This window comes from Pectobacterium sp. PL64 (genome assembly GCF_022477975.1).
Taxonomy (GTDB): domain Bacteria; phylum Pseudomonadota; class Gammaproteobacteria; order Enterobacterales; family Enterobacteriaceae; genus Pectobacterium; species Pectobacterium jejuense.
The window spans coordinates 1,017,639-1,038,197 of record NZ_CP092070.1; the positions used below are offsets into that span (position 1 = coordinate 1,017,639).

At 55.4% G+C, this 20,559-nt stretch carries 14 protein-coding genes and 1 pseudogene; 12 read left to right on the forward strand and 3 right to left on the reverse strand.

The window, feature by feature from the left end:
• The first annotated feature begins 2 nt into the window (after window positions 1–2).
• The 5 genes from HP572_RS04430 (at window position 3) to HP572_RS04450 (ending at window position 6,986) form a co-directional block, all read left to right on the forward strand.
• Window positions 3–1,499, forward strand: a complete 1,497-nt coding sequence (locus tag HP572_RS04430; RefSeq protein WP_205552374.1) for a TolC family protein — start codon at window positions 3–5, stop codon at window positions 1,497–1,499.
• A gap of 111 nt (window positions 1,500–1,610) precedes the next feature.
• Window positions 1,611–2,438, forward strand: a complete 828-nt coding sequence (locus HP572_RS04435) for an efflux RND transporter periplasmic adaptor subunit (RefSeq protein ID WP_240584867.1) — start codon at window positions 1,611–1,613, stop codon at window positions 2,436–2,438.
• Window positions 2,435–3,754: an efflux RND transporter periplasmic adaptor subunit gene (locus HP572_RS04440; RefSeq protein WP_240584868.1), complete on the forward strand. Its 1,320-nt coding sequence runs from the start codon at window positions 2,435–2,437 to the stop codon at window positions 3,752–3,754. The genes HP572_RS04435 and HP572_RS04440 overlap by 4 nt, the downstream gene beginning before the upstream one ends.
• A complete protein-coding gene (locus HP572_RS04445) occupies window positions 3,754–5,856 on the forward strand; it encodes an efflux RND transporter periplasmic adaptor subunit (protein ID WP_240584869.1) in 2,103 nt (700 codons plus the stop codon). Before HP572_RS04440 ends, HP572_RS04445 begins: the two co-directional genes overlap by 1 nt.
• Before the next feature lie 416 nt (window positions 5,857–6,272).
• Window positions 6,273–6,986: a phage tail protein gene (locus HP572_RS04450; RefSeq protein WP_205552371.1), complete on the forward strand. Its 714-nt coding sequence runs from the start codon at window positions 6,273–6,275 to the stop codon at window positions 6,984–6,986.
• Window positions 6,987–7,069: 83 nt separating this feature from the next.
• On the opposite strand, the gene HP572_RS04455 is transcribed toward HP572_RS04450, so the two are convergent.
• The 3 genes from HP572_RS04455 to HP572_RS04465 form a co-directional block, all read right to left on the reverse strand.
• Entirely contained in the window at window positions 7,070–8,173 is a 1,104-nt protein-coding gene (locus tag HP572_RS04455) for an ABC transporter substrate-binding protein (protein ID WP_095698951.1), read from the reverse strand.
• Between the two features lie 325 nt (window positions 8,174–8,498).
• A complete protein-coding gene (locus tag HP572_RS04460; protein WP_240584870.1) occupies window positions 8,499–8,804 on the reverse strand; it encodes a putative quinol monooxygenase in 306 nt (101 codons plus the stop codon).
• Between the two features lie 47 nt (window positions 8,805–8,851).
• On the reverse strand, window positions 8,852–9,709 hold the full coding sequence (locus tag HP572_RS04465; protein ID WP_240584871.1) for a MurR/RpiR family transcriptional regulator: 858 nt from the start codon (window positions 9,707–9,709) through the stop codon (window positions 8,852–8,854).
• 327 nt (window positions 9,710–10,036) lie between these two features.
• On the opposite strand from HP572_RS04465, the gene HP572_RS04470 reads away from it, so the two are divergent.
• From HP572_RS04470 to HP572_RS04500, 7 genes and pseudogenes are all read left to right on the forward strand, one after another.
• Window positions 10,037–11,548 carry a CoA-acylating methylmalonate-semialdehyde dehydrogenase gene (locus HP572_RS04470; RefSeq protein ID WP_039468242.1) on the forward strand — a complete coding sequence of 504 codons (1,512 nt, stop codon included), beginning with the start codon at window positions 10,037–10,039 and terminating at the stop codon, window positions 11,546–11,548.
• A 478-nt stretch (window positions 11,549–12,026) separates the two neighbouring features.
• Window positions 12,027–13,958, forward strand: coding sequence for a 3D-(3,5/4)-trihydroxycyclohexane-1,2-dione acylhydrolase (decyclizing) (iolD, locus tag HP572_RS04475; RefSeq protein WP_240584872.1), 1,932 nt, complete (start codon window positions 12,027–12,029; stop codon window positions 13,956–13,958).
• Window positions 13,959–14,711: 753 nt separating this feature from the next.
• Entirely contained in the window at window positions 14,712–15,698 is a 987-nt protein-coding gene (iolG, locus tag HP572_RS04480) for an inositol 2-dehydrogenase (protein WP_014914760.1), read from the forward strand.
• Window positions 15,699–15,778: 80 nt separating this feature from the next.
• Window positions 15,779–16,718 (forward strand): annotated as a pseudogene (locus HP572_RS04485) (substrate-binding domain-containing protein).
• Between the two features lie 72 nt (window positions 16,719–16,790).
• Window positions 16,791–18,338, forward strand: a complete 1,548-nt coding sequence (locus tag HP572_RS04490) for a sugar ABC transporter ATP-binding protein (RefSeq protein WP_240584873.1) — start codon at window positions 16,791–16,793, stop codon at window positions 18,336–18,338.
• 12 nt (window positions 18,339–18,350) lie between these two features.
• Window positions 18,351–19,382 (forward strand): ABC transporter permease, encoded by a 1,032-nt coding sequence (locus HP572_RS04495; RefSeq protein WP_010281439.1) that lies wholly within the window; start codon window positions 18,351–18,353, stop codon window positions 19,380–19,382.
• A 40-nt stretch (window positions 19,383–19,422) separates the two neighbouring features.
• Window positions 19,423–20,556, forward strand: coding sequence for a Gfo/Idh/MocA family protein (locus HP572_RS04500; RefSeq protein ID WP_240584874.1), 1,134 nt, complete (start codon window positions 19,423–19,425; stop codon window positions 20,554–20,556).
• Window positions 20,557–20,559: the final 3 nt, after the last annotated feature.

Sequence of the window (20,559 nt, forward strand, 5' to 3'; positions counted from 1 at the left end):
CTATGCAAAGATGCCCGAAAATTTTCAGCGTCACGCTGCTGGCGCTGTTAGTCAGTGGATGTGCGGTATCAACTCAGCCGATCGATAAAGCAGAAAGTACCCGACGTGCGGATACCGATCTGCGCGTGATGTTCAGCAATCAAGAGCCCGTGACGGCACCCATTACGTTACATGATGCGATGGCAAGGGCGCTGAAATATAACCTCGAAGCGCGTTTAAAAGTGATGGAACAGGCGCTGGCGCAGGAGCAGGTGGATCTGGCACGTTTTGATATGTTGCCCAGAATGGCAGCGAATGCGGGCTATGTGACGCGCAGCAACGTGAGCGCTTCCAGTAGCCGTAGTATAGAAAGGGGCGTCACCTCACTGGAGCCGTCGACCTCACAGGATCAAACCCGCCGCGTCGCGGATCTGAATATGGTGTGGAATATCCTCGACTTTGGCGTCAGCTATGTTACGGCGCATCAACAGTCGGATAAACGCTGGATCGCCGAAGAGCGCCGCCGCAAAGTGACGCACACCATCGTGCAGGATGTACAGTCGGCATACTGGCGTGCGGTAGCGGCTGAACGTTTACTACATCGTATTGATGCCTTAATCGAGCGCGTTAACATGGCGCGTGAGAGCAGTCAGAAAATGTCGACGCAAAAGGTCGGTGACATTATTGAAGCCTACAGCTACCAGCGTGCGCTGTTGGATGCGACGCGCCAGTTGGAAGAGCAGCGTCGAGCGCTCTCTCTGGCAAAAACCGAGCTGGCAACGCTGATGAATTTGCCGCTGGGCACAGATTACAAACTGGTGTTGCCGAAGGAGAATGAACTCGTCGAGCCAGAGCTGAAAGTGGCCTTTAGCGATCTGGAGAAAGCCGCGTTAGTGAGCCGCCCTGAGCTGCGCGAACAGGACTATCAGGTACGTATCAGCGCGGCAGAAACGCGTAAATCGCTGCTTCGTATGCTGCCGGGGATTGAAATGTCGGTCGGGGGCAACTACGACAGCAACTCGTTCCTGGTTAACCAACATTGGGCGGATGCCGGGGTGAAAGTGACCTGGAACCTGTTCAACCTGTTCTCTGGTCCGGCCGCTATCGATGTGGCAAAAGCGGGCGAAACCGTCTCCGAAATGCGTCGTCAGGCGATGTCGATGGCGGTACTGGCGCAGCTTTATGTGGCTCGTGCCAATTTCAATGAAGCGCAGCGCCAATACCGTACCGGTAAAGAGTTGCAGAAGCTGGATGTGGATATCCTTGAACAGCTGAATAACCGCTACAAGGCTGGCAACATCGGTGAATTACAACTGATTCAGGGTGAGTTGAACGCGGTGAATACTTCTTTGCGCAATGATTTGGCCTATGCTGAATTACGTAATGCGTATGGCCAGATCTTTGTTACCGCGGGCTTGGATCCTCTGCCAGCAACGCAGACCTTGAATGATATCCCGTCGGTAGGGAAAGCGCTCGATCAAACGGAGAAGCGCTGGGCGACCGGTAACCTTTCGCTGTAAGGAACGGTGTGCGGTCTGGATATTCCTCTTCAGACCGCCTCATAACACACTGCGTGTTGGATGACGACGTTGAATAAGACAACCCTATTTCGGAAAACGATACCGCTGAACATGATGTTTCATCACAGGACGCTGCATAACATTCTGCCGAAGAAAACGACGCTTTCCCTCGTGCTAATCGCGTTGCTCTCCGGTGTGCCTTATTCCGCTATGGCAGAAAAGATAGAGGATGAGCTACAGCTCGCCCCAGTAAGCAATGCGACGACAGAAACCTCGGCGAGAGAGGCCAGAGGGGTACTAAGGGCGGTGGATCAGGCGACGCTATCCGGTGAGCTGAATGCGAAAGTGGTTGAGATGCCGTTTCGCGACGGTGAAGCGTTCCTGAAGGGCGATTTGCTGGTGCGTTTTGACTGCTCGGCCTATCAGGCACAGCTTGCCGCCTCGCAGGCCGCTATGAGAGCGGCACAGCAGGAGCTGATTCAGAACAGACAGCTGGCAGAGATGAAATCTGTCGGCCGGAATGCGGTCGCGGTGGCGGAAGCTCGTCTGGCGCAGGCCACGGCGGAAAGTCAGGTTTATCAGATCCAGACTAACCGCTGCCGCGTTGTTGCCCCGTTCTCTGGTCAGGTTGTGTCACGTAAAATTCAGGTTTCGGAATATGTGGGTCAGGGGATTCCACTGCTTGAAATCGTGGATAACCGCCATCTGGAGATCAACGTTCTGGTGCCGTCCCGCTGGCTCGCTTCACTTAAACCGAAGCAGACATTTACCTTCATTCCCGATGAAACCGGCGTGCCGCTACAGGCGGAAGTGCTGCGCATCGGCGCGCGCATTGATGAAAGCAGCCAGACCTTGACGCTGATTGGTCGAGTGCTCAAACCCGATAACAGCTTGCTCGCCGGAATGAGCGGCAGCGCACGCTTTACGGGGCAGCCGTGAGCGAATCGCATTCCTTCACGCTTGAGCGGGCATTTGCCGAGTTTATTCATCTGGAACGTCTGGCGCGTAGCGCCAAAAATAGCGAGACGCTTGCCTACTCGATGGTAAATGACAGCCAGAGGCTGTTCGGTTTTCGTCACGTCGCGCTGGTGATCAATGGGCGTGTACGTGCCGTCACCGGGGTGTCCGTTCCGGATCCCCATGCGCCGTTTGTCGCGTTTATTGAACGCGCAGGCAAGCAACTGGTTACTCAAAAAGCCGCAGAGCAAGTTACGACGGTGCGTGCCGAGTGGTTTGATACGCAAACGCAGAATGACTGGCAAACGTTGTCCGCACAAGAAGCGCTCTGGGTACCGTTAAAAGATCGGCAGGAACAGCTGATTGGCGGATTGTGGTATGCGCGAGATTTGCCGTGGCAGGAAACCGATAGGACGCTGATGGCGCAGTTAGCCGATGCCTATGCACATGCCTGGTTGGCGCTGGAGCCGCGCAAAGCGTGGCGGCCTGGGATTCCGAAAGCCAAAGTATTGATTGGTCTCGCTGTACTTATTGGGGCGCTGCTGATACCGGTTCGTCAGTCGGTACTGGCTCCGGCGGAGGTGGTGCCGCTGGATGGGCGGATCGTGACGGCACCGCTGGACGGTGTTATCGCTGAAATCACAGTGAAGCCGAATCAGGCCGTGAAGAAAGATGAGGTGTTGGTACGGTTTGATAACACCACGCTGAAAGCTCAGGCCGATGTGGCAGAGCGGGCGCTGGGTGTAGCCGAAGCCGAGTGGCGTTCGGGGGCGCAGCGCGCTTTTCAGGATGCAGATTCCAAATCGAAACTCGATTTATTGTCGGCACAGGTCGAGCAAAAACGTGCCGAGCTGATGTATGCCAACGATCTGTTGTCGCGCAGCGAGGTCAGGGCGGAGCGCGATGGTATTGCCGTATTTGCCGATGGTGATCGGCTGCGCGGGAAGCCCGTCAGAACGGGGGAGCGCCTGATGGAGCTGGCCAGTCCGCAGCAGGCAGAATTGAAGATTGAGCTGGATGTGGGCGATGCGATCCAGTTTCCGGCGCAAGCCGATGTTGCGCTCTTCCTTGACAGCGATCCGCTGAAACGTCATGAAGCCACGCTGCAACGCATTGCCTATGAAGCGGCGCTAACCGATCGCAGCACGTTGGCCTATCGACTTGATGCCCGTTTTATCGCCGACGCACCGCGTATCGGCTTACGTGGCACGGCGAAGATTTATGGTGAATATGTGCCGATGGGCGTCTATCTGTTCCGCCGTCCTGTCGCGGCGTTGCGTAAAACGGTTGGATTCTGATGGCTGTTTTACCTCCGCTACGTGACGATCTACACCTGTCCCCGGCAGCACCTGCACGAGATGGTTCCCCGCAGTGGACGTTAGCGGATACGATTTCTGGCCGCTATTTTAAACTGAACAACACGGCAATCCGCCTGCTGCGTCACTGGCCCCTACGTGAAGCGGAGCAGGTGATAGCCGCGGTGAATAAAGAGCCCGGCATACCGCTTGGGAATGACGATCTGGAGCAGTTCCTGCGCTTTTTACGCACACACGATTTGATCGCGGGCAGCGATAACGAACAACGAAGCAGCTACGAGGCTAAAGCGGCCAGCCGCCGTCGTAGCCTGATCAAACAGGTGTTACATCAGTATCTATTTTTCCGCATTCCGCTGTGGCGTCCCGATCCTTTTCTGAATAACACGTGGCCGTGGCTACAGCGCTATGGCATCACGCTGCTACGCGTGGTTTTTCCGCTGGTGTTACTGCTGGGCATATTTCTGGTCAGCCGAGACTGGCCGCGCTATCGCAGTTCGTTTCCGCATCTCTTCAGCCTTGAAGGGATGATGGCATTTGGCTGCGCCCTGATTTTCGCAAAATTTATTCATGAGCTGGGCCACGCCTACATGGCGAAAAAGGCGGGCTGCCGGGTTCAGAGTATGGGCGTGGCGTTCATCGTGATGTTCCCGATGCTGTATACCGATGTCAGCGATGCCTGGCGGGTCGGCGATCATCGTGTGCGTGTGCTGATTGGCGCGGGGGGAATTCTAGCGGAGCTGCTCTTGGCGACGCTGGCGCTGCTGGCCTGGTCGCTGTTGCCTGAAGGGCCGCTGCATTCGGCGGCATTCCTTCTTTCCAGCGCCACCTGGATTACCACGCTGATCATCAACGTTAATCCGCTGATGCGCTTTGATGGCTATTTTATGCTGAGTGATGCCTGGCGTATCGATAATCTGCAAGGGCGCGCCTATGCCCTGTGCCGCTGGCACCTGCGAGAAAAACTGTTTGGCTATGGTGACGTGCCGCCGGAGCGTTGGTCACCTCCGATGGTGAAAAGGTTGCTGCTGTGGGGATATGCCTCTTGGGTGTGGCGTTTCTTCCTGTTCTTCGGTATTGCGCTGGCGGTCTACCACTATTTTTTCAAAGTTCTGGGTATCTTCCTGATGCTGGTTGAGGTTGGCTGGTTCATCGTTTTGCCTATTGTGCAAGAGTGCGCACAGTGGTGGCATCAGCGTAAACGCTCGCAGTCTCGTGCCGTCTGGCGTACCGCGCTGTGTTTATTGCTACTGCTCATGGTGCTGTTTTTTCCCTGGCGCAGTCAGGTAGAAATACCGGCGGTGCTGGAAGCGTCTCGCGTCAATACGCTGTATTCACCCGTTGCGGCACAGGTGAAACAGCTACAGGTGAAGGATGGACAGCGGGTTGAGGCGGGCGATGTGCTGTTGACGCTGACCTCCGGCGATCTCGATTTCCGGCTGGCGATTATTCGTCAGCGTATTGGCATCCTGCAATTACAAATGCGTCGTCAGGCGGCAAATCGTGACACGGTGGGCGATTCGCTGATTCTGGAACAGGAGCTGGCGGCGGCGCTGGCACAATACCGTGGCCTGAAAGCACAGCAGGAACGGTTGCAGATCCGTGCACCGCAGTCCGGTGTGGTGAGGGACATCGCCGTCGATTTAACGCCGGGACGGTGGCTGAATGCCGATCTGCCGCTGCTGCGCATTGTGGACAGCGAAGGGGGCCGCCTGCGTGGCTATCTACGTGAAGACAAACTTAATCGTATTTCCGCTGGGATGTCCGGCCAGTTTATTGCAGATGATCCGGCACGTGCCTCGGTGCCTGTGATATTGAAAGACATTGACCCGACGGGCATTGCCTTCATTGAGCGTAGCATGCTGGCTTCCGAGCACGGTGGGCCGATAGCGGTCAGGCGGGATGAGCAAAAACAGCTGCGCCCGGTCCAGGGTTGGTATGGTGTGAACCTTGATGTTGCCGCTGATTTGGTGCTACCCGCACAGCCACTGCGTGGGCTGGTGGTGATAAACGGCGAAGCGGAGTCGCTGTTCACCGGGATATGGCGGCAGGTTGCGGCTTTAGGTGTGAGAGAAAGCGGCTTCTAGGTAAGTAGCGTATTCCCTCGGTCATAAGGCGGATAGCATTCCGCCACCATCACGGTATTCTTCTTAAAAATAATCCCATGAGAGTTTTATTTTAAAATCGCTACTGATATTCATGCTAATGAAATAATTATCGCGATCATTTTTTGTGTTTTGTTTTTTTATTTATTGTCAGCTTTAAACCACCGCCTCGGGAGGTGGTGATTGTTATTTTAATTTCTTTGTTTTTCTGTGATTTTTATTTCTTTCTGTTCGCATTGACGAAATGAAATTTACATCTATACATAAATAATCAGACTAATTAATTAATGATTAACGTTACCGATATAGTTTAACGGCAATGTTATTACCGCTGCTTTTTTAGGTGAGAGGGGAAACCCTGTCGCGATTATCAATGGGATGGGATAAGGAATAGTTACATGAAAAAAAGTCTGAAAACGTATTTATGCATGGCAGCAACGGGGCTCTCTCTGTTCTCCATTTCTCAGGTGGCGCAAGCCTGTTCAACTGAAGACTTCACCGGTTCCGTGTGTTTTACGGCTGCGGTCTATTGTCCTAGTGGCTTCCTGGAAGCGAACGGACAAACTTTGCAAGTTCGTGATTATCAGGCGCTCTTCAGTGTGGTGGGCATACAATACGGTGGCGATGGTCGCACTACCTTTGGGATACCCGACTTGCGCGGAAGAAGCCCGGTAGGGCAGGGGCAAGGGCCAGGGCTGCAAAATGTTCCTCAGGGATTGCCTCAAGCCTCAAGTTTGCGTGGTGCAGAAACGGCGACGCTGACGGTCGCTCAGATGCCAGTGCATAGCCACTTGGCTACGTTCACGCCAACGGCGGGGTCGGGTGGGCCAGTGGTCGTCAAGGCGACGACGGAGGCGGGCCAGTCCGCAACCCCCAGCGCGACGAATAACCAGTTAGCGACGCCAGTGACGCCAGCGGCCAAAATTTATGCCCCAGAGGGTGCCGCCAGTACTCAGGTGCCGTTGGCGGGCGTGAGCGGCGGTGGTTCAGGTGGCGGTGGGACGGTTGCGGTGGGCAACAACGGCGGTTCGCAGCCTGTAAGCATCATCCCGCCGCAAACGGCGTTGCGAGCCTGTATCGTGGCGAACGGTTACTATCCGCCTCGCCCATAATTACTACTCTGCAAAAGTGAAGCAAAAAATAACCCCGTCTTGAGACGGGGTTATTTCAACGTAATCAATACGCGAATAACGTATTAATGAGGCAAGGCTTCTTTAGGATGCAGCCCCAAGTGACCCGGAGACGGCTCACCTTTCACTTCGCCGAGGTACAAACCGATCTGGGCACGGAATGACTCCACCGCCGCACGGTCGCTCATGAAATCGGCAAAAGCCTGCGGGCTGGTATTCTTATATTCCCAGATAGGCTTATAGCCAGCGGGTGGCGTAACGTCAGTTCGCACCGACCACATATACCAGACATTGCTCTGCGTTTCTTTATCCAGCAGCCAGCTTAGATATAGCTTGGCGCTTTCTGGGTGTTTAGCCTGTTTGAAAATAGCGGCACGCTGTGCCCAGGAAACAAACGGATCGCTTTTAGGCAGAACGAAACGGGAATTCGCGTTTTGATCGGGAGAAAGCGCGCCGTCGGTTGAGAATGTCGCCGCTGATTTACCGCTTTCAACATCGTCTGCGGGAGCCTGCGTACCGCGAACATAAACCGGGTTCTGTTCTTTGAATTTAGCGACATACTCCCAGCCGTATTTATCTACGACCTGCTTAAACCAGAACAGCACAGCGTCGTCATCGTTCGGGTAGGTTAAGACAATGCTGCCTTTCAGATCGGGACGTAAATAGTCATTGGCTTCTGTTGGCCAGGCATTTTCGGCAATCAGCTTGGTATTGACCACGTTGCTGAACGCATCGACAAAGACACCGGTCCAACTGCCGTCTTTATCTTTAAATGCAGGGTACACTTTGTCCCAGCCGATAGGTTTGTAGTTCAGCAGCACGCCTTCTTTTTTCCAGCGTGGGTAATCCTGCAAGGTTTGTAGCTGTACAACATCCGGCACCAGCGTATTCGTCGCCAGCTGGTTATCAATACGAGCATCGTGGAATTTGCTGTAGTCCACAATGACGTTGAGTGTCATGCCCGGAAAGCGTTTTTCAAACGCCTGCTTGATACCATCCTGCTGGCCTGGCGTGTCACCGCCCGCGTAGACGGTCACGATACCGCCTTCCCGTAACGCATTTTGATAAAGCTCGTTAATCGGGCGTTTATCGGCCTCTACTGCCGCATAGCTGGCTGCTGCCGTCGCCATCAGCGCCGTAAATGCGACCACCTGTTTTAGTTTAAACATCGATTCCTCCTGAATGAGAGCCGTTTCTACCGACGCACTTTTTATCCTTGTCGCTGTTGATCAAGATAAGCGTGCATAAGCAGAATCATTGAATGATTATCAAATTATTTAATTTGCTTGATAGTCATTACCCTGCTGAGATAACGGTTAATCTGGCTGCTATCTGCGGGTTTACGTATGTTATCCAGTTGTGAATAATGTTAAATGAGAAGAAATTGAGATTTTAATTCAAAAAAAATGAATTAAAATTTGGCGTGAAAGGAAGCACAATAACAGGGAATTACGGCGATATTTAGGCCGCCCTGCGACCTAAAGCCGGATTAATTCAAACGGTGGGGAAAGCACTGTCAAACGGATCCATCAGCAGGAAGGTGCACTCGGCGCGCTGGTGGCTATTGATCAGCGGAACCAGCCGCTGGAAGTGCTCAGTCTGGCAGTGAATATCCAGTGCGGCTCTATCCGGCCAGGTTTCGATAAAGGTGAAATGCCCCGGATCTTTCTGATTGATAAACAGCTCATAGGAGATGCACAGCGGCTCCTGTCGGGTTTTCTCCACTAATTCGCGGTACAGCGGCATGACTGCCTCAATGCATTCAGGCTTAATAAAATCCTGAGCGATCACTTTAAGCATAAAACGACTCTCCCTTTCTGTAAGTCCTGCTGAGTAAACGGTTCCGACTAGCCGCGTTGCTGTTTTTCACTCTGATCTGCGCCGTTTCCCTGCCGGTAAGCCAGCGATACCATCAGCGATTGCACCAGACACAGCGTGGCGGACTGTGAACGGAATGCATCAACCTGCGCTTCCTTCACCACAAAGCAGACGTCGCTGAGCGTCGCCAGCGGGCTGATCTGACTGTCGGTAATCACGATTTGTCTCGCCCCAGCCTTCGCGGCCATCTCGCTGACCATCACGGTTTCCTGTGAGTAGGGCGAGAAGCTGATGGAAACCACCACATCACGTGAGCTGACACGACTGAGCTGTTCGCGAAACATGCCTCCCAACCCGTTGACCAGAATGGGACTGCTTTCCAAATGACTAAGCGCATAGGTCAGGTAAGTGGCGACGCTGAACGAGCGCCGCAGCCCGACGATGTAGATCGTTTCCGCCTGTGCCAGCAGATCGACAGCTTTTTGCAGATCCTCTTGCGGAGTACGTGCCGCTAGCTGTTGCATCGCCTGCGCGTTTGAACGGGCAAACTCATGCAGAATATCCAGCGGCGTTTCTGGTATGGCATCAGCCTCCATCGCCCGAAACAGTCGCGCCCGGTCGGTATAGCTGGCCGTTTCCTCCACCAGATTCATACGGAACAGCTGTTTCATTTCATTAAAGCCGCTGAAATCAAAGGCGTTGGCGAAGCGAATCAAGGTTGAGGGAGGAACGTCAGCGCGTTCGGCGATTACCGCGACGGTATCGAAAGCGATGCTGTTGGTATTATCCAGCACATAGTGTGCCACCTGCTGTAACCGCTTGCTGAGCGAATCATAACGCTCGCGGATCTGTTCCTGTAATTCTCTCAGGCTGGTTGCCATGGGCATATCGGGTTATCTCCCAAAGACGTATAAGAACCTATCCCATTAGGGCGATTTCATGACTGGCGCCTGAAATGGAACAGAAAATTCATTTCTGGATACGGTTGTTTTATCTGTACGACATTTCTGGCGGCACACCTTTTATCGATAACGCTATTTTCAGAGGCTGCTCGCCTGTCTTTATGGACAACTGTCTTCAAGTTTACATAAAAATTCGCAGCGGATCACAATAATCAACATTTATTTTATTTTTACGTTAAATGGAATATTCATTTCATATACTGTAATCCGATGTCAGCCGTTTGTCTCCTCAAAACCCACAAAGGTGTAAACATGGAAACCGTATCTAACTTCATTCAGGGGGCGATTGCCTCCAGCAACAGCCAACGCTACGCCGCAGTGTATAACCCAGCGACGGGCGAGCAGATTCGCCAGGTTGTGATGTCTGATAAGGCGGAAGTCGAGCAGGCTATTGCCAGCGCGGCGGCGGCATTCCCTGCGTGGTCAAAACACTCTCCGCTCCGCCGTGCGCGCGTGCTGTTTCGCTTCAAAGCGTTGTTGGAAGAACGCATGGATACGCTGGCCCGGCTGATTTCACAGGAGCATGGCAAGGTCTATTCCGATGCCGTGGGGGAGGTGACGCGCGGTCTGGAAGTCGTTGAATTTGCCTGTGGTATTCCGCATTTGCAAAAAGGCGAACACTCGGCGAATGTCGGTACCGGTGTGGATAGCCATTCCCTCATGCAGCCGCTCGGTGTGTGCGTCGGGATTACGCCGTTCAACTTTCCGGCGATGGTGCCAATGTGGATGTTCCCGATCGCGCTGGCGACCGGCAATACCTTTGTGTTGAAACCGTCGGAAAAAGATCCTTCGCTCTCGCTGCTGTTAGCGCAACTGCTGAAAGAAGCGGGTCTGCCGGACGGCGTGTTTAACGTCGTTCAGGGTGACAAAGAAGCGGTGGACATCCTGCTGACCGACCCGCGCGTGCAGGCGGTGAGCTTTGTGGGATCGACGCCGGTGGCGGAATACATTTATCAGACGGCGTCGGCGCACGGCAAACGCTGTCAGGCGCTGGGCGGGGCGAAAAACCACTGTATCCTGATGCCGGATGCTGACATGGACATGGCTGCCAGCGCGATTATGGGCGCGGCGTTTGGCGCAGCGGGCGAACGCTGCATGGCGCTGTCGGTAGTGGTGGCCGTTGGTGATGACACGGCGGAAGCGCTGCATCAGCGCCTGAGCGCGCAAATCAAAGCAATGCGCGTCGGGCCAGGTCTGGTTGACGGGCAGGAAAATGAAATGGGACCGGTGATCAGCGCCCCGCACCGGGCGAAGATTGCCGACTATATTCAAAGCGGTGTCGATCAGGGCGCGACGCTGCGCATCGATGGGCGCACGCTGTCCGTACAGGGGCACCCGCAAGGCTACTTTATCGGGCCGACACTGTTCGATAACGTCACGCCGGAGATGAAGATTTATCAGGAAGAGATTTTTGGTCCGGTGCTGTCTGTGGTGCGCGTGCCGGATTACCAGACGGCGGTGACGCTGATTAACAACCATGAATACGGCAACGGTACCGCTATTTTTACCCGCGACGGTGAAACGGCGCGTCAGTTCTGCGAAGAGGTGCAGGCGGGCATGGTCGGCGTGAACGTACCGATTCCGGTGCCGATGGCATTCCACAGCTTCGGCGGTTGGAAACGCTCCATTTTTGGGCCGCTGAATGTCCACGGCAACGACGGCGTACGCTTCTACACCCGTATGAAAACCGTCACCAGCCGCTGGCCTGCCAGCGTCCGTCTGGAACACCACACCAGCAGCTTCGTCATGCCCACACTGGAGTGAGGATGTCATGAAAGCACTAAACCTCCGGCTGGCTTATTACGATAAATAGTTGTGCGGATTTTTATTGTTTTTCCTTTCACGTAAAAAATTGCGCTGAGGTAGCGTGACCGTCGGGTGAGCGACAAGGATGTCGCGAAAGCCAGTGCCGCGTCGGACAAAAACGTCAGAGACGTTTTTGAACAGCACTTGTGCTGGCCCGAAGGGCGAGCCCCGTTTATGGGGCGAGTAATCGCGTCACTGGTGGCCCGGCCACGGGCACGCACGCCGAAGGTATCGCGTAGCGACGCAATTTCCCGTGGAAAAGCCTGGGGTCATGGGGCAGCGGCGATTGAGCTGCCCCGTGTCGGGCGTGTGCAGCAGTGTGGAAAAGAAGTAACTTGCGTAACACGCACGAAACTTTATGCCGACTGACATAGAAATCGTTTCTATGGCCAACACGGTGGCTAGCCGTCTGGATAAAACAGGTAGGAGTAGATCAATGGATACGTGTCGCATCACCATGGCGCAGGCGCTGGTCAGGTTTCTCAACCAGCAATACCTCAGCGTAGACGGTGAAGAATCCCCCTTTGTGCAGGGCGTCATGACCATTTTTGGTCACGGCAATGTGCTGGGCATCGGCCAGGCGCTGGAACAGGAGGCGAATCGTCTCACCGTGCATCAGGGGTGCAACGAACAGGGAATGGCGCACATTGCCGTTGGATTCGCTAAACAGCACAAGCGGCGGAAAATCTATGCAGTGACCTCGTCGGTGGGGCCGGGAGCGGCAAATATGGTGACTGCTGCCGCGACCGCCACTGCTAACCGCATCCCGGTGCTGCTGCTACCCGGCGATCTCTTCGCCTGCCGCCAGCCGGATCCAGTTCTGCAGCAGGTCGAGCAATATCACGATCTGTCGATCAGCACCAATGACTGCTTCAAACCCGTTTCCCGCTACTGGGATCGCATTAATCGCCCTGAGCAGCTGATGAGCGCGCTGATTAACGCCATGCGCGTACTGACCGATCCGGCAGATACCGGCGCGGTAACGCTGTGTTTACCGCAGGATGTGCAGGCGGAAGTCTGGGATTATCCAGCATCGTTTTTCCGCAAACGTGTCCATCACCTCGAACGCCGTCCGCCGGACGCTGCAAGGCTGGATGAGGCGGCGGCGCTGATTGCGAGCAAGCGCCGTCCGATGCTGATTTGCGGCGGCGGTGTACGTTATTCCGGCGCTCATGATGCGCTGGCGCAGTTTGCCGAGCAGTTTGCGATTCCGTTTGGCGAAACGCAGGCGGGCAAAGGCGCGATTGTTTCCTCACATCCGCTGAACTGTGGCGGTATTGGCGTGACGGGCGGATTGGCAGCGAATCGGCTGGCGCACGAGGCGGATCTGATTATCGGCGTCGGGACGCGTTTAACTGATTTTACCACTGGCTCCAAATCGCTGTTTCAGAACCCGAACGTCGAATTTTTACTGCTCAACGTGGCCGAGTTCGATGCGTTAAAACTGGATGCGCTGCCCCTGATCGCCGATGCGCGTGTCGGGCTGGAGGCACTGGCTGAACGGCTGGCGGCGGCATCGTATCGCAGCGGCTGGCAGCAGGCTGTTGAACAGGCTCGTGCAGAATGGGAACGCGAGCTACAGCGGTTGTTTACCGTGCAGGATAAGGGCGAGCTGGTACCGGAAGTGGTGGACGGTCTGGAAGACAAGCTGGATGAATATCGCCAGATGTTGAATACCCATCTGACGCAAACGCGTGTGTTGGGCATATTGAATGAAGAGCTGGAAGACAACGCGGTTGTGGTGGGCGCGGCGGGCTCGTTGCCGGGCGATCTACAGCGCGTGTGGCAAGTGAAAACGCCGGACAGCTATCATTTGGAATATGGCTATTCGTGCATGGGATACGAAATTGCGGCGGCGATTGGTGCACGCCTTGCGGCACCGCAGCAGCCGGTCTACGCGATGGTCGGTGATGGCTCCTATTTGATGCTGCATACCGAGTTGCAAACGGCGGTGCAAGAGGGCATCAAAATCACCGTTCTGCTATTCGATAACGCGGGCTTTGGCTGTATCAACAACCTGCAAATGAGTCAGGGAATGGGCAGCTTCTGTACGGAAAACCGCTACCGTGATGCAGAATCGGGGCAGCTGCGTGGTGCGCTTTTTCCGGTGGATTTCGCCAAGAATGCGGAAAGCTATGGCTGCAAGGCGTGGCGGGTACATGATGAAGCCTCGCTCAGGCAGGCGCTGACGGAATCACGCCAGCATTCTGGGCCCGTGCTGCTCGACATCAAGGTACTACCGAAGACCATGACGCACGGCTACGAATCCTGGTGGCGTACCGGCACGGCGCAGGTTGCTGACAACCCAGAGATCGAGTCTGCCGCCAATAGCGTGAAAGCTGCGCTTTCCCGCGCCCGCCAGTATTAAATGATCTCCCTTTCACGCTGTCTCTTATCTACAAATAACGCAGGGGTGCAAGTGAGGTTGGGCATAATCCGGCGTAAGAAATTATGCTGAGGAGAGAGCAGGTTTAGGATGAGCGGCATGGACGCCGCGAAAGCCTGCGCCGTGCAGGGAGCACGTCGCAGGCGGTCCGTTAAGCCTGATACCGACAAAGGCATCGCGTAGCGACATAATTTAGCCGGAAGCCAGGGTTCACAGGGCGGCGGCGACTGAGCGACCTGCGTCGGGCGCGTGCTACGAGGTGGCATGTAATAACAGCATTGTGGCGCACGAAACCGTCTCCTCGTTCGCATAAAATGTGACGAAGAGAAAGCTTGTGCAGATGAAGTTTGCGATCTTTAGTGCTGCCTAATCCTTCCTCTAGACTCCCGAATCGAATTGAAATATTCATTTCATTTTCAAACCACGGTTTCATTTTCCTTCCCGCGGTGCGCCAGCGTCTGACCGATCCTCTGACATTCCGGTATACCGCCATAAACGTATTCATTCGATGTGTGATTGGGGTTGCAGAAAACAGCGAAGATGTCATGAAAATGTTAACTGACGCGCAAAAACATAATTTTCAATTTATACAAAACTGAAATAAATGTTTTATTTTATCTATCAGGATTCGCGGTAAAGAGCGGGTGATGATGGGGCTGGGGAGAATGCGACTAGCCGTTATCCGTCACTTTTCAGTCTGGCATTAAATGCCACTCAGGCAGCAAGGGAGCACCTATGTTTAACATCGCTTTACTGGGCGCGGGCCGCATCGGTCAGGTCCATGCAGTGAACATCGCGGCACACAAAGAAACCAACCTGTACGCGGTGGTCGATCCCAATCCAACCAATGCCACGGCGCTGGCCGAACGTTACCACACCAAAGTGCAAACCGTGGATGAGGTCATGAACGATCCGGCGGTACACGCCGTCCTGATTGCCTCCGCGACCGACACGCACGCCGACCTGATTGAGCTGGCCGCCAAACATGGCAAAGCCATTTTCTGTGAAAAACCCGTACATCTGGATATCGCTCGCGTTCGCGATTGCCTGACCGTCGTCAAACAGCAGAACGTGCCGTTGTTTGTGGGCTTCAACCGCCGCTACGACCCGCAATTCCGCCGCGTCAAAACGCTGGCGGGTGAAGGCCGCATCGGCAAGCCGGAATCTCTCCTGATTATCTCCCGCGATCCGTCACCGCCGCCTGCTGAGTACGTCCGCGTTTCCGGCGGCATGTTCCGCGACATGACGATCCATGATTTCGATATGGCGCGCTTCATTATGGGCGAAGAGCCGGTGTCGGTCTTTGCGCAAGGCAGCAACCTGGTCGATCCGGCGATTGGTGAAGCGGGCGACATCGATACCGCGTTTATCGTGCTGAAATTCGCCTCTGGCGCGATGGCGACCATCGTCAACAGCCGCCGCTCTGGCTACGGCTACGATCAGCGTCTCGAATTACATGGCGCGAAAGGCGTGCTCAGTGCGGGCAACATCCGTGAAAACGTGGTCGAGCAGTGGACCGACGACGGCTGTCTGGCAGCAAAACCCGAATACTTCTTCCTGCAACGCTATCACGCCGCCTACGCGGCAGAGTGGCAGCACTTTGTCGATGTGCTGAATGGCCGCACGCAGCCGGAATGCTCCGGGCTGGACGGTGAGCGTGCGCTGAACCTGGCGGATAAAGCCTTTGAATCACTGGCTCAAGGCAAGGAGGTCGCCGTGTAACCGTATCGGCATCGGCACATCGCGTTTTACCTGCTTTCAACCCTACACCCATACTCATAACAGAAGCAGAGAAAAGACATATGAAAAAGATCATCAGCGTTTCCGCAATCGCCATCGCACTGGGTCTGTCTGGTTTTGCTCAGGCCCAAAATGAACAAATCGTTTTCAGTACGCCGAATCTCGCTATGCCGTTTGAAGTACATATGCAGCGCACCGCCGTTAAAGCCGCCAAAGAACTGGGCGTGAATTTGCAGGTGCTGGATGGGCAGGGTAGCTCACCGAAGCAGGCCGCCGACTTGGAAAATGCTATTACGCGTGGGGCACAGGGCTTTGTTGTATCGCCGAATGACGTCAACGCCGTGTCCAGCGCGGTTACCGATATTCAGGATGCCAAGCTGCCCGTGGTGACGCTGGATCGTTCGGTAAAAACCGAAAAAGCGGTGCCGCACTTTGGTGCCAATAACTATAAAGGCGGTCAGGCGATTGCCGACTACGTCAAAACCAAATTCCCAGATGGCGCAGAGATCATTCTGCTGACCGGTCAACCGGGGTCGTTCTTCTAACATCGAGCGTACGCAGGGGATTCGCGACAGCCTGAAAGCTGGCGGGAGCAAATACCACATTGTCGCTGACCAGACGGGGAACTGGATGCGTTCCGAAGGGATGCGCATCGTGGAAAGCGTTTTTCCTTCGCTGCCTAAACGCCCGCAGGTGATCCTCTCTGCAAATGACGACATGGCGCTGGGCGCGATTGAAGCGTTACAAGGGCAAGGCCTGAAACCCGGCGACGTGATGGTAACCGGCTTTGACGCCGTACCGGAAGCGCTGGCTCGCGTACGCGACGGTTGGCTGGCCGTGACTGCCGATCAACGTCCGGGATACGCGGTGACTACCGCGTTGACGCAGTTGACCAATAACATCCGCAGTAAAGCGCCTATCACCGGGGCAGATTACCAACCGACCATGATTACCAAAGATAACCTGAACGATGCTGAACGTATTGGCGAAGCGGGTAAATAAGCCGTTTTCTACGTAATCAATAAAGGTATTCAGCAGGCCGCGTCCGCGCGGCCTTGCGGGAGGAAGGTAAACATGACGGAACCCCTACTGAACATTACCAATCTGGCAAAGAGCTTCTCCGGCGTTTGGGCGTTGAGCAACGCGCAGCTGACCGTACAGCCGGGAGAGATTCATGCGCTATTGGGAGAAAACGGCGCGGGTAAATCGACGCTGTTGAAGGCGCTGGCAGGGGCGCAGCCGCAGACCAGCGGCGACATCTGGTTTGGCGGCGAGACGCTGTTACCGCTCGAATCGCCCGTTGAGCGCCAAAAGCGGGGGATTATCACCATTTATCAAGAGTTTAATCTGCTGCCCAATATGAGCGTGGCGGAGAACATGTTCCTGGGACGCGAGCCGCAGAGCCGAGGTGTATTCGTGGACGCGCTAGCGGTGAATCGCGAGGCGAAAGCGGTACTGGATTATCTGAAATTGAACATTGCGCCGACGACGCAGGTGGCGCGTTTGAGCGTGGCGCAGCAGCAAATGGTAGAGATTGCCAGAGCGCTGACGCTGAACGCCAAGCTGATTGTGATGGATGAACCGTCGGCGGCGCTGAGCGACAGTGAAGTCGACAGCCTGCACCGTGTGGTGCGCGAGCTGAAAGGGCGTGGCGTGAGCGTAGTGTATGTCACGCACCGTCTGCACGAAGTCTTCCAACTGTGCGATCGGTTTACCGTATTTCAGGATGGCCGCTACACCGGTTCCGGCGATGTTGCCAGCACGAATGTGCAGGAAATTATTCGCCTGATGGTCGGCCGTGATGTGGTGTTCAACCGCCGTCCGCCATCGGAAACGCATCATCAGGATAAGCCAGTACGGCTGGCCGTAAAGGGCTTAAGTCGGGAAAAACCGCCGCTGGATGCGCACGGCATCGCGCTGAAGGACATCAACTTCCAGGTGCATGCGGGCGAAGTGCTCGGTATTGCCGGGCTGGTGGGCGCGGGACGTACGGAAATCGCGCGCTGCCTGTTCGGTGCAGACGCATTCTCTACCGGTGAATTTGTGCTGGATGACGAACCCTATTATCCCTCCACGCCGCTGCATGCGCTGTCGCAAGGCATCACGCTGGTGCCGGAAGACCGCAAGAAAGAGGGCGCGGTGCTGGGGTTGTCGATCAGGGAAAACATCTCGCTTTCCAACCTCTCGTCGCTGATGCGCTGGCGCTGGTTTGTCGACCCCCGTAAGGAGGACGACCTGATTGAGGCCTACCGTCAGGCGCTGCATATCAAGATGGTGAACAGCGAGCAGGAAGTGCGCAAGCTGTCGGGCGGTAACCAGCAAAAGGTGATTCTTGCCCGCTGTATGGCACTGAATCCCAAGGTATTGATAGTGGATGAGCCCACGCGCGGCATCGATGTTGGCACCAAGTCCGAGGTGCATCAGGTGCTGTTCGATATGGCGAAACGGGGCGTCGCCGTGATTGTGATTTCCTCCGACCTGCCGGAAATCATGGCGATTTCCGACCGCATTATCACGCTCAGCGAAGGGCGGATTAGCGGGGAAATTCATGGCGATGACGCCACAGAAGAAAAACTGATGACGATGATGGCCATTTGCCACGACGTATTACACGCAGCATAACGGAGGTGACGCATGTCCCAGCAGCCGCTTTCTAAGAGCATTACGCCGTCCAATCCGCGTGGACGTTTTGATCCGATTGCCTTTTTTGAACGCTTTGGCGTGTTTATTTTCATGATTCTGCTGCTGATCTTCTTTCAGTCGCAGAACAGCAATTTTCTGTCCGAGCGCAACATCACCAACATCCTGACCGAAGTGTCCATCTACGGCATCATGGCCGTGGGGATGACGTTCGTTATTCTGACTGCGGGGATCGACCTGTCCGTCGGCTCGATTCTGGCGGTGTGCGCCATCACCGCCGCCTCGGTTATTAAAGGCGACAACTTCACCACCGTCGATCCTGATGCCTGGTACGGCTTAAGCTGGCTGGTCGCGTTAGGCGTCTGTCTGGCGATGGGCACCTTCATTGGTTTCCTGCATGGGTTGGGTGTCACCAAGCTGCGTCTGCCGCCGTTCATCGTCACGCTGGGCGGGATGACGATCTGGCGTGGATTAACGCTGGTAATGAACGACGGCGCGCCGATTGCTGGCTTTGACCCCGGCTATCGCTGGTGGGGACGAGGCGAGATCCTGGGTATTTCGGTGCCGATCTGGATTTTCGCGCTGGTCGCCTTACTGGGTTATCTGGCGCTGCATAAAACCCGCTGGGGTCGCTTCGTGTACGCCATCGGCGGCAACACCGAAGCTGCACGGCTGGCTGGGGTGAACGTGCAGCGTGTACTGGTCAGCGTCTACGTCGTGATTGGCTGTCTGGCCGGGCTGGCGGGCTTCATTCTCAGCGCCCGTCTCGGTAGCGCAGAAGCGGTCGCGGGGATCACCTTCGAACTGCGCGTCATCGCCTCAGTGGTCATCGGTGGTACCTCGCTGATGGGCGGCTACGGCCGGATCAGCGGCACGATTATCGGCTCGATCATCATGGGGATCCTGATTAACGGACTGGTGTTGATGAACGTATCGGCCTACTACCAGCAGATTATCACCGGGTTAATTATCGTGCTGGCCGTGGCGTTTGATACCTACGCCAAGAGCCGTCGCGGCGCTATCTAAGCCGCACCCGTACCGACTCTCTTTTCGCACCGAGGTGGATATGAAGGATGTACGCATTGGGTTAATCGGCACCGGCTATATCGGTCGTGCGCATGCCATCGCCTACGCGCAGGCGCCGACGGTCTTCCCGCTGAAAGGCAATCTGGTGAAGGCGATGCTGGCAGAAGTGTCACCGGAGCTGGCAGCCCGAAAGGCGCAGGAGTTTGGCTTCCTGCGCTCAACGGGAGACTGGCGTACGCTGGTGGCGGATCCAGACATTGACGTGGTGGATATCTGTGCGCCGAACTTTCTGCATAAGACGATGACGATGGCGGCTATCCAGCACGGTAAGCACGTTTACTCAGAAAAACCGCTAGCGCTGAACGCGCGTGATGCCCGAGAAATGGTCGACGCCGCGCAGCGGGCGGGTGTGAAAACGCTGGTGGGCTTCAACTACATGAAGAACCCGACCTCACAGCTGGCCAGAGAGATTATCGCCAGCGGCGAGATTGGCGACGTGGTGCATTTTTACGGCACGCATAACGAAGATTATCTGGCCGATCCGAACAAACCGGCCGACTGGCACTGTTTCAAAGAAACGGCTGGGCTGGGCGCGTTGGGGGATCTGGCGGCGCATATCGTCAACATGGCGCAGTATCTGGTGGGTGATATCGCCAGCGTCTGCGGTGACCTGCAAACGGTGATTACGCAGCGCCCGACAGCACCGGGCAGCAGCGAATTCGTGCAGGTGGAGAATGAAGATCAGGCGCATGCAATGGTGCGGTTTGCCAACGGTGCACGCGGCGTGATTGAAACCTCGCGTATCGCCTGCGGCCGCAAAATGGGGCTGACCTACGTGGTGACCGGAACGAAAGGTACGCTGAGTTTCACGCAGGAACGCATGGCAGAGCTGAAGCTCTATCGGCATGACGAACCGGAGAACCGGCAGGGATTCAAAACGCTGCTGACTGGGCCGCAGCATCCTGACTATGCAGCCTTCTGCGCCAGCGCCGGACACGGTATTGGCTTTAACGATCAGAAAACGGTAGAGGTGCGCGATCTGATCGACGGTATTGCGGCTGATGTCCCGATGTGGCCAGATTTCGAAGAGGGCTGGAAAGTCTCGCGAGTTCTGGATGCGATCGTGCAGTCACACGAAACGGCGCGTTGGGTGAACGTGCATGAGGTGGGCTAATCA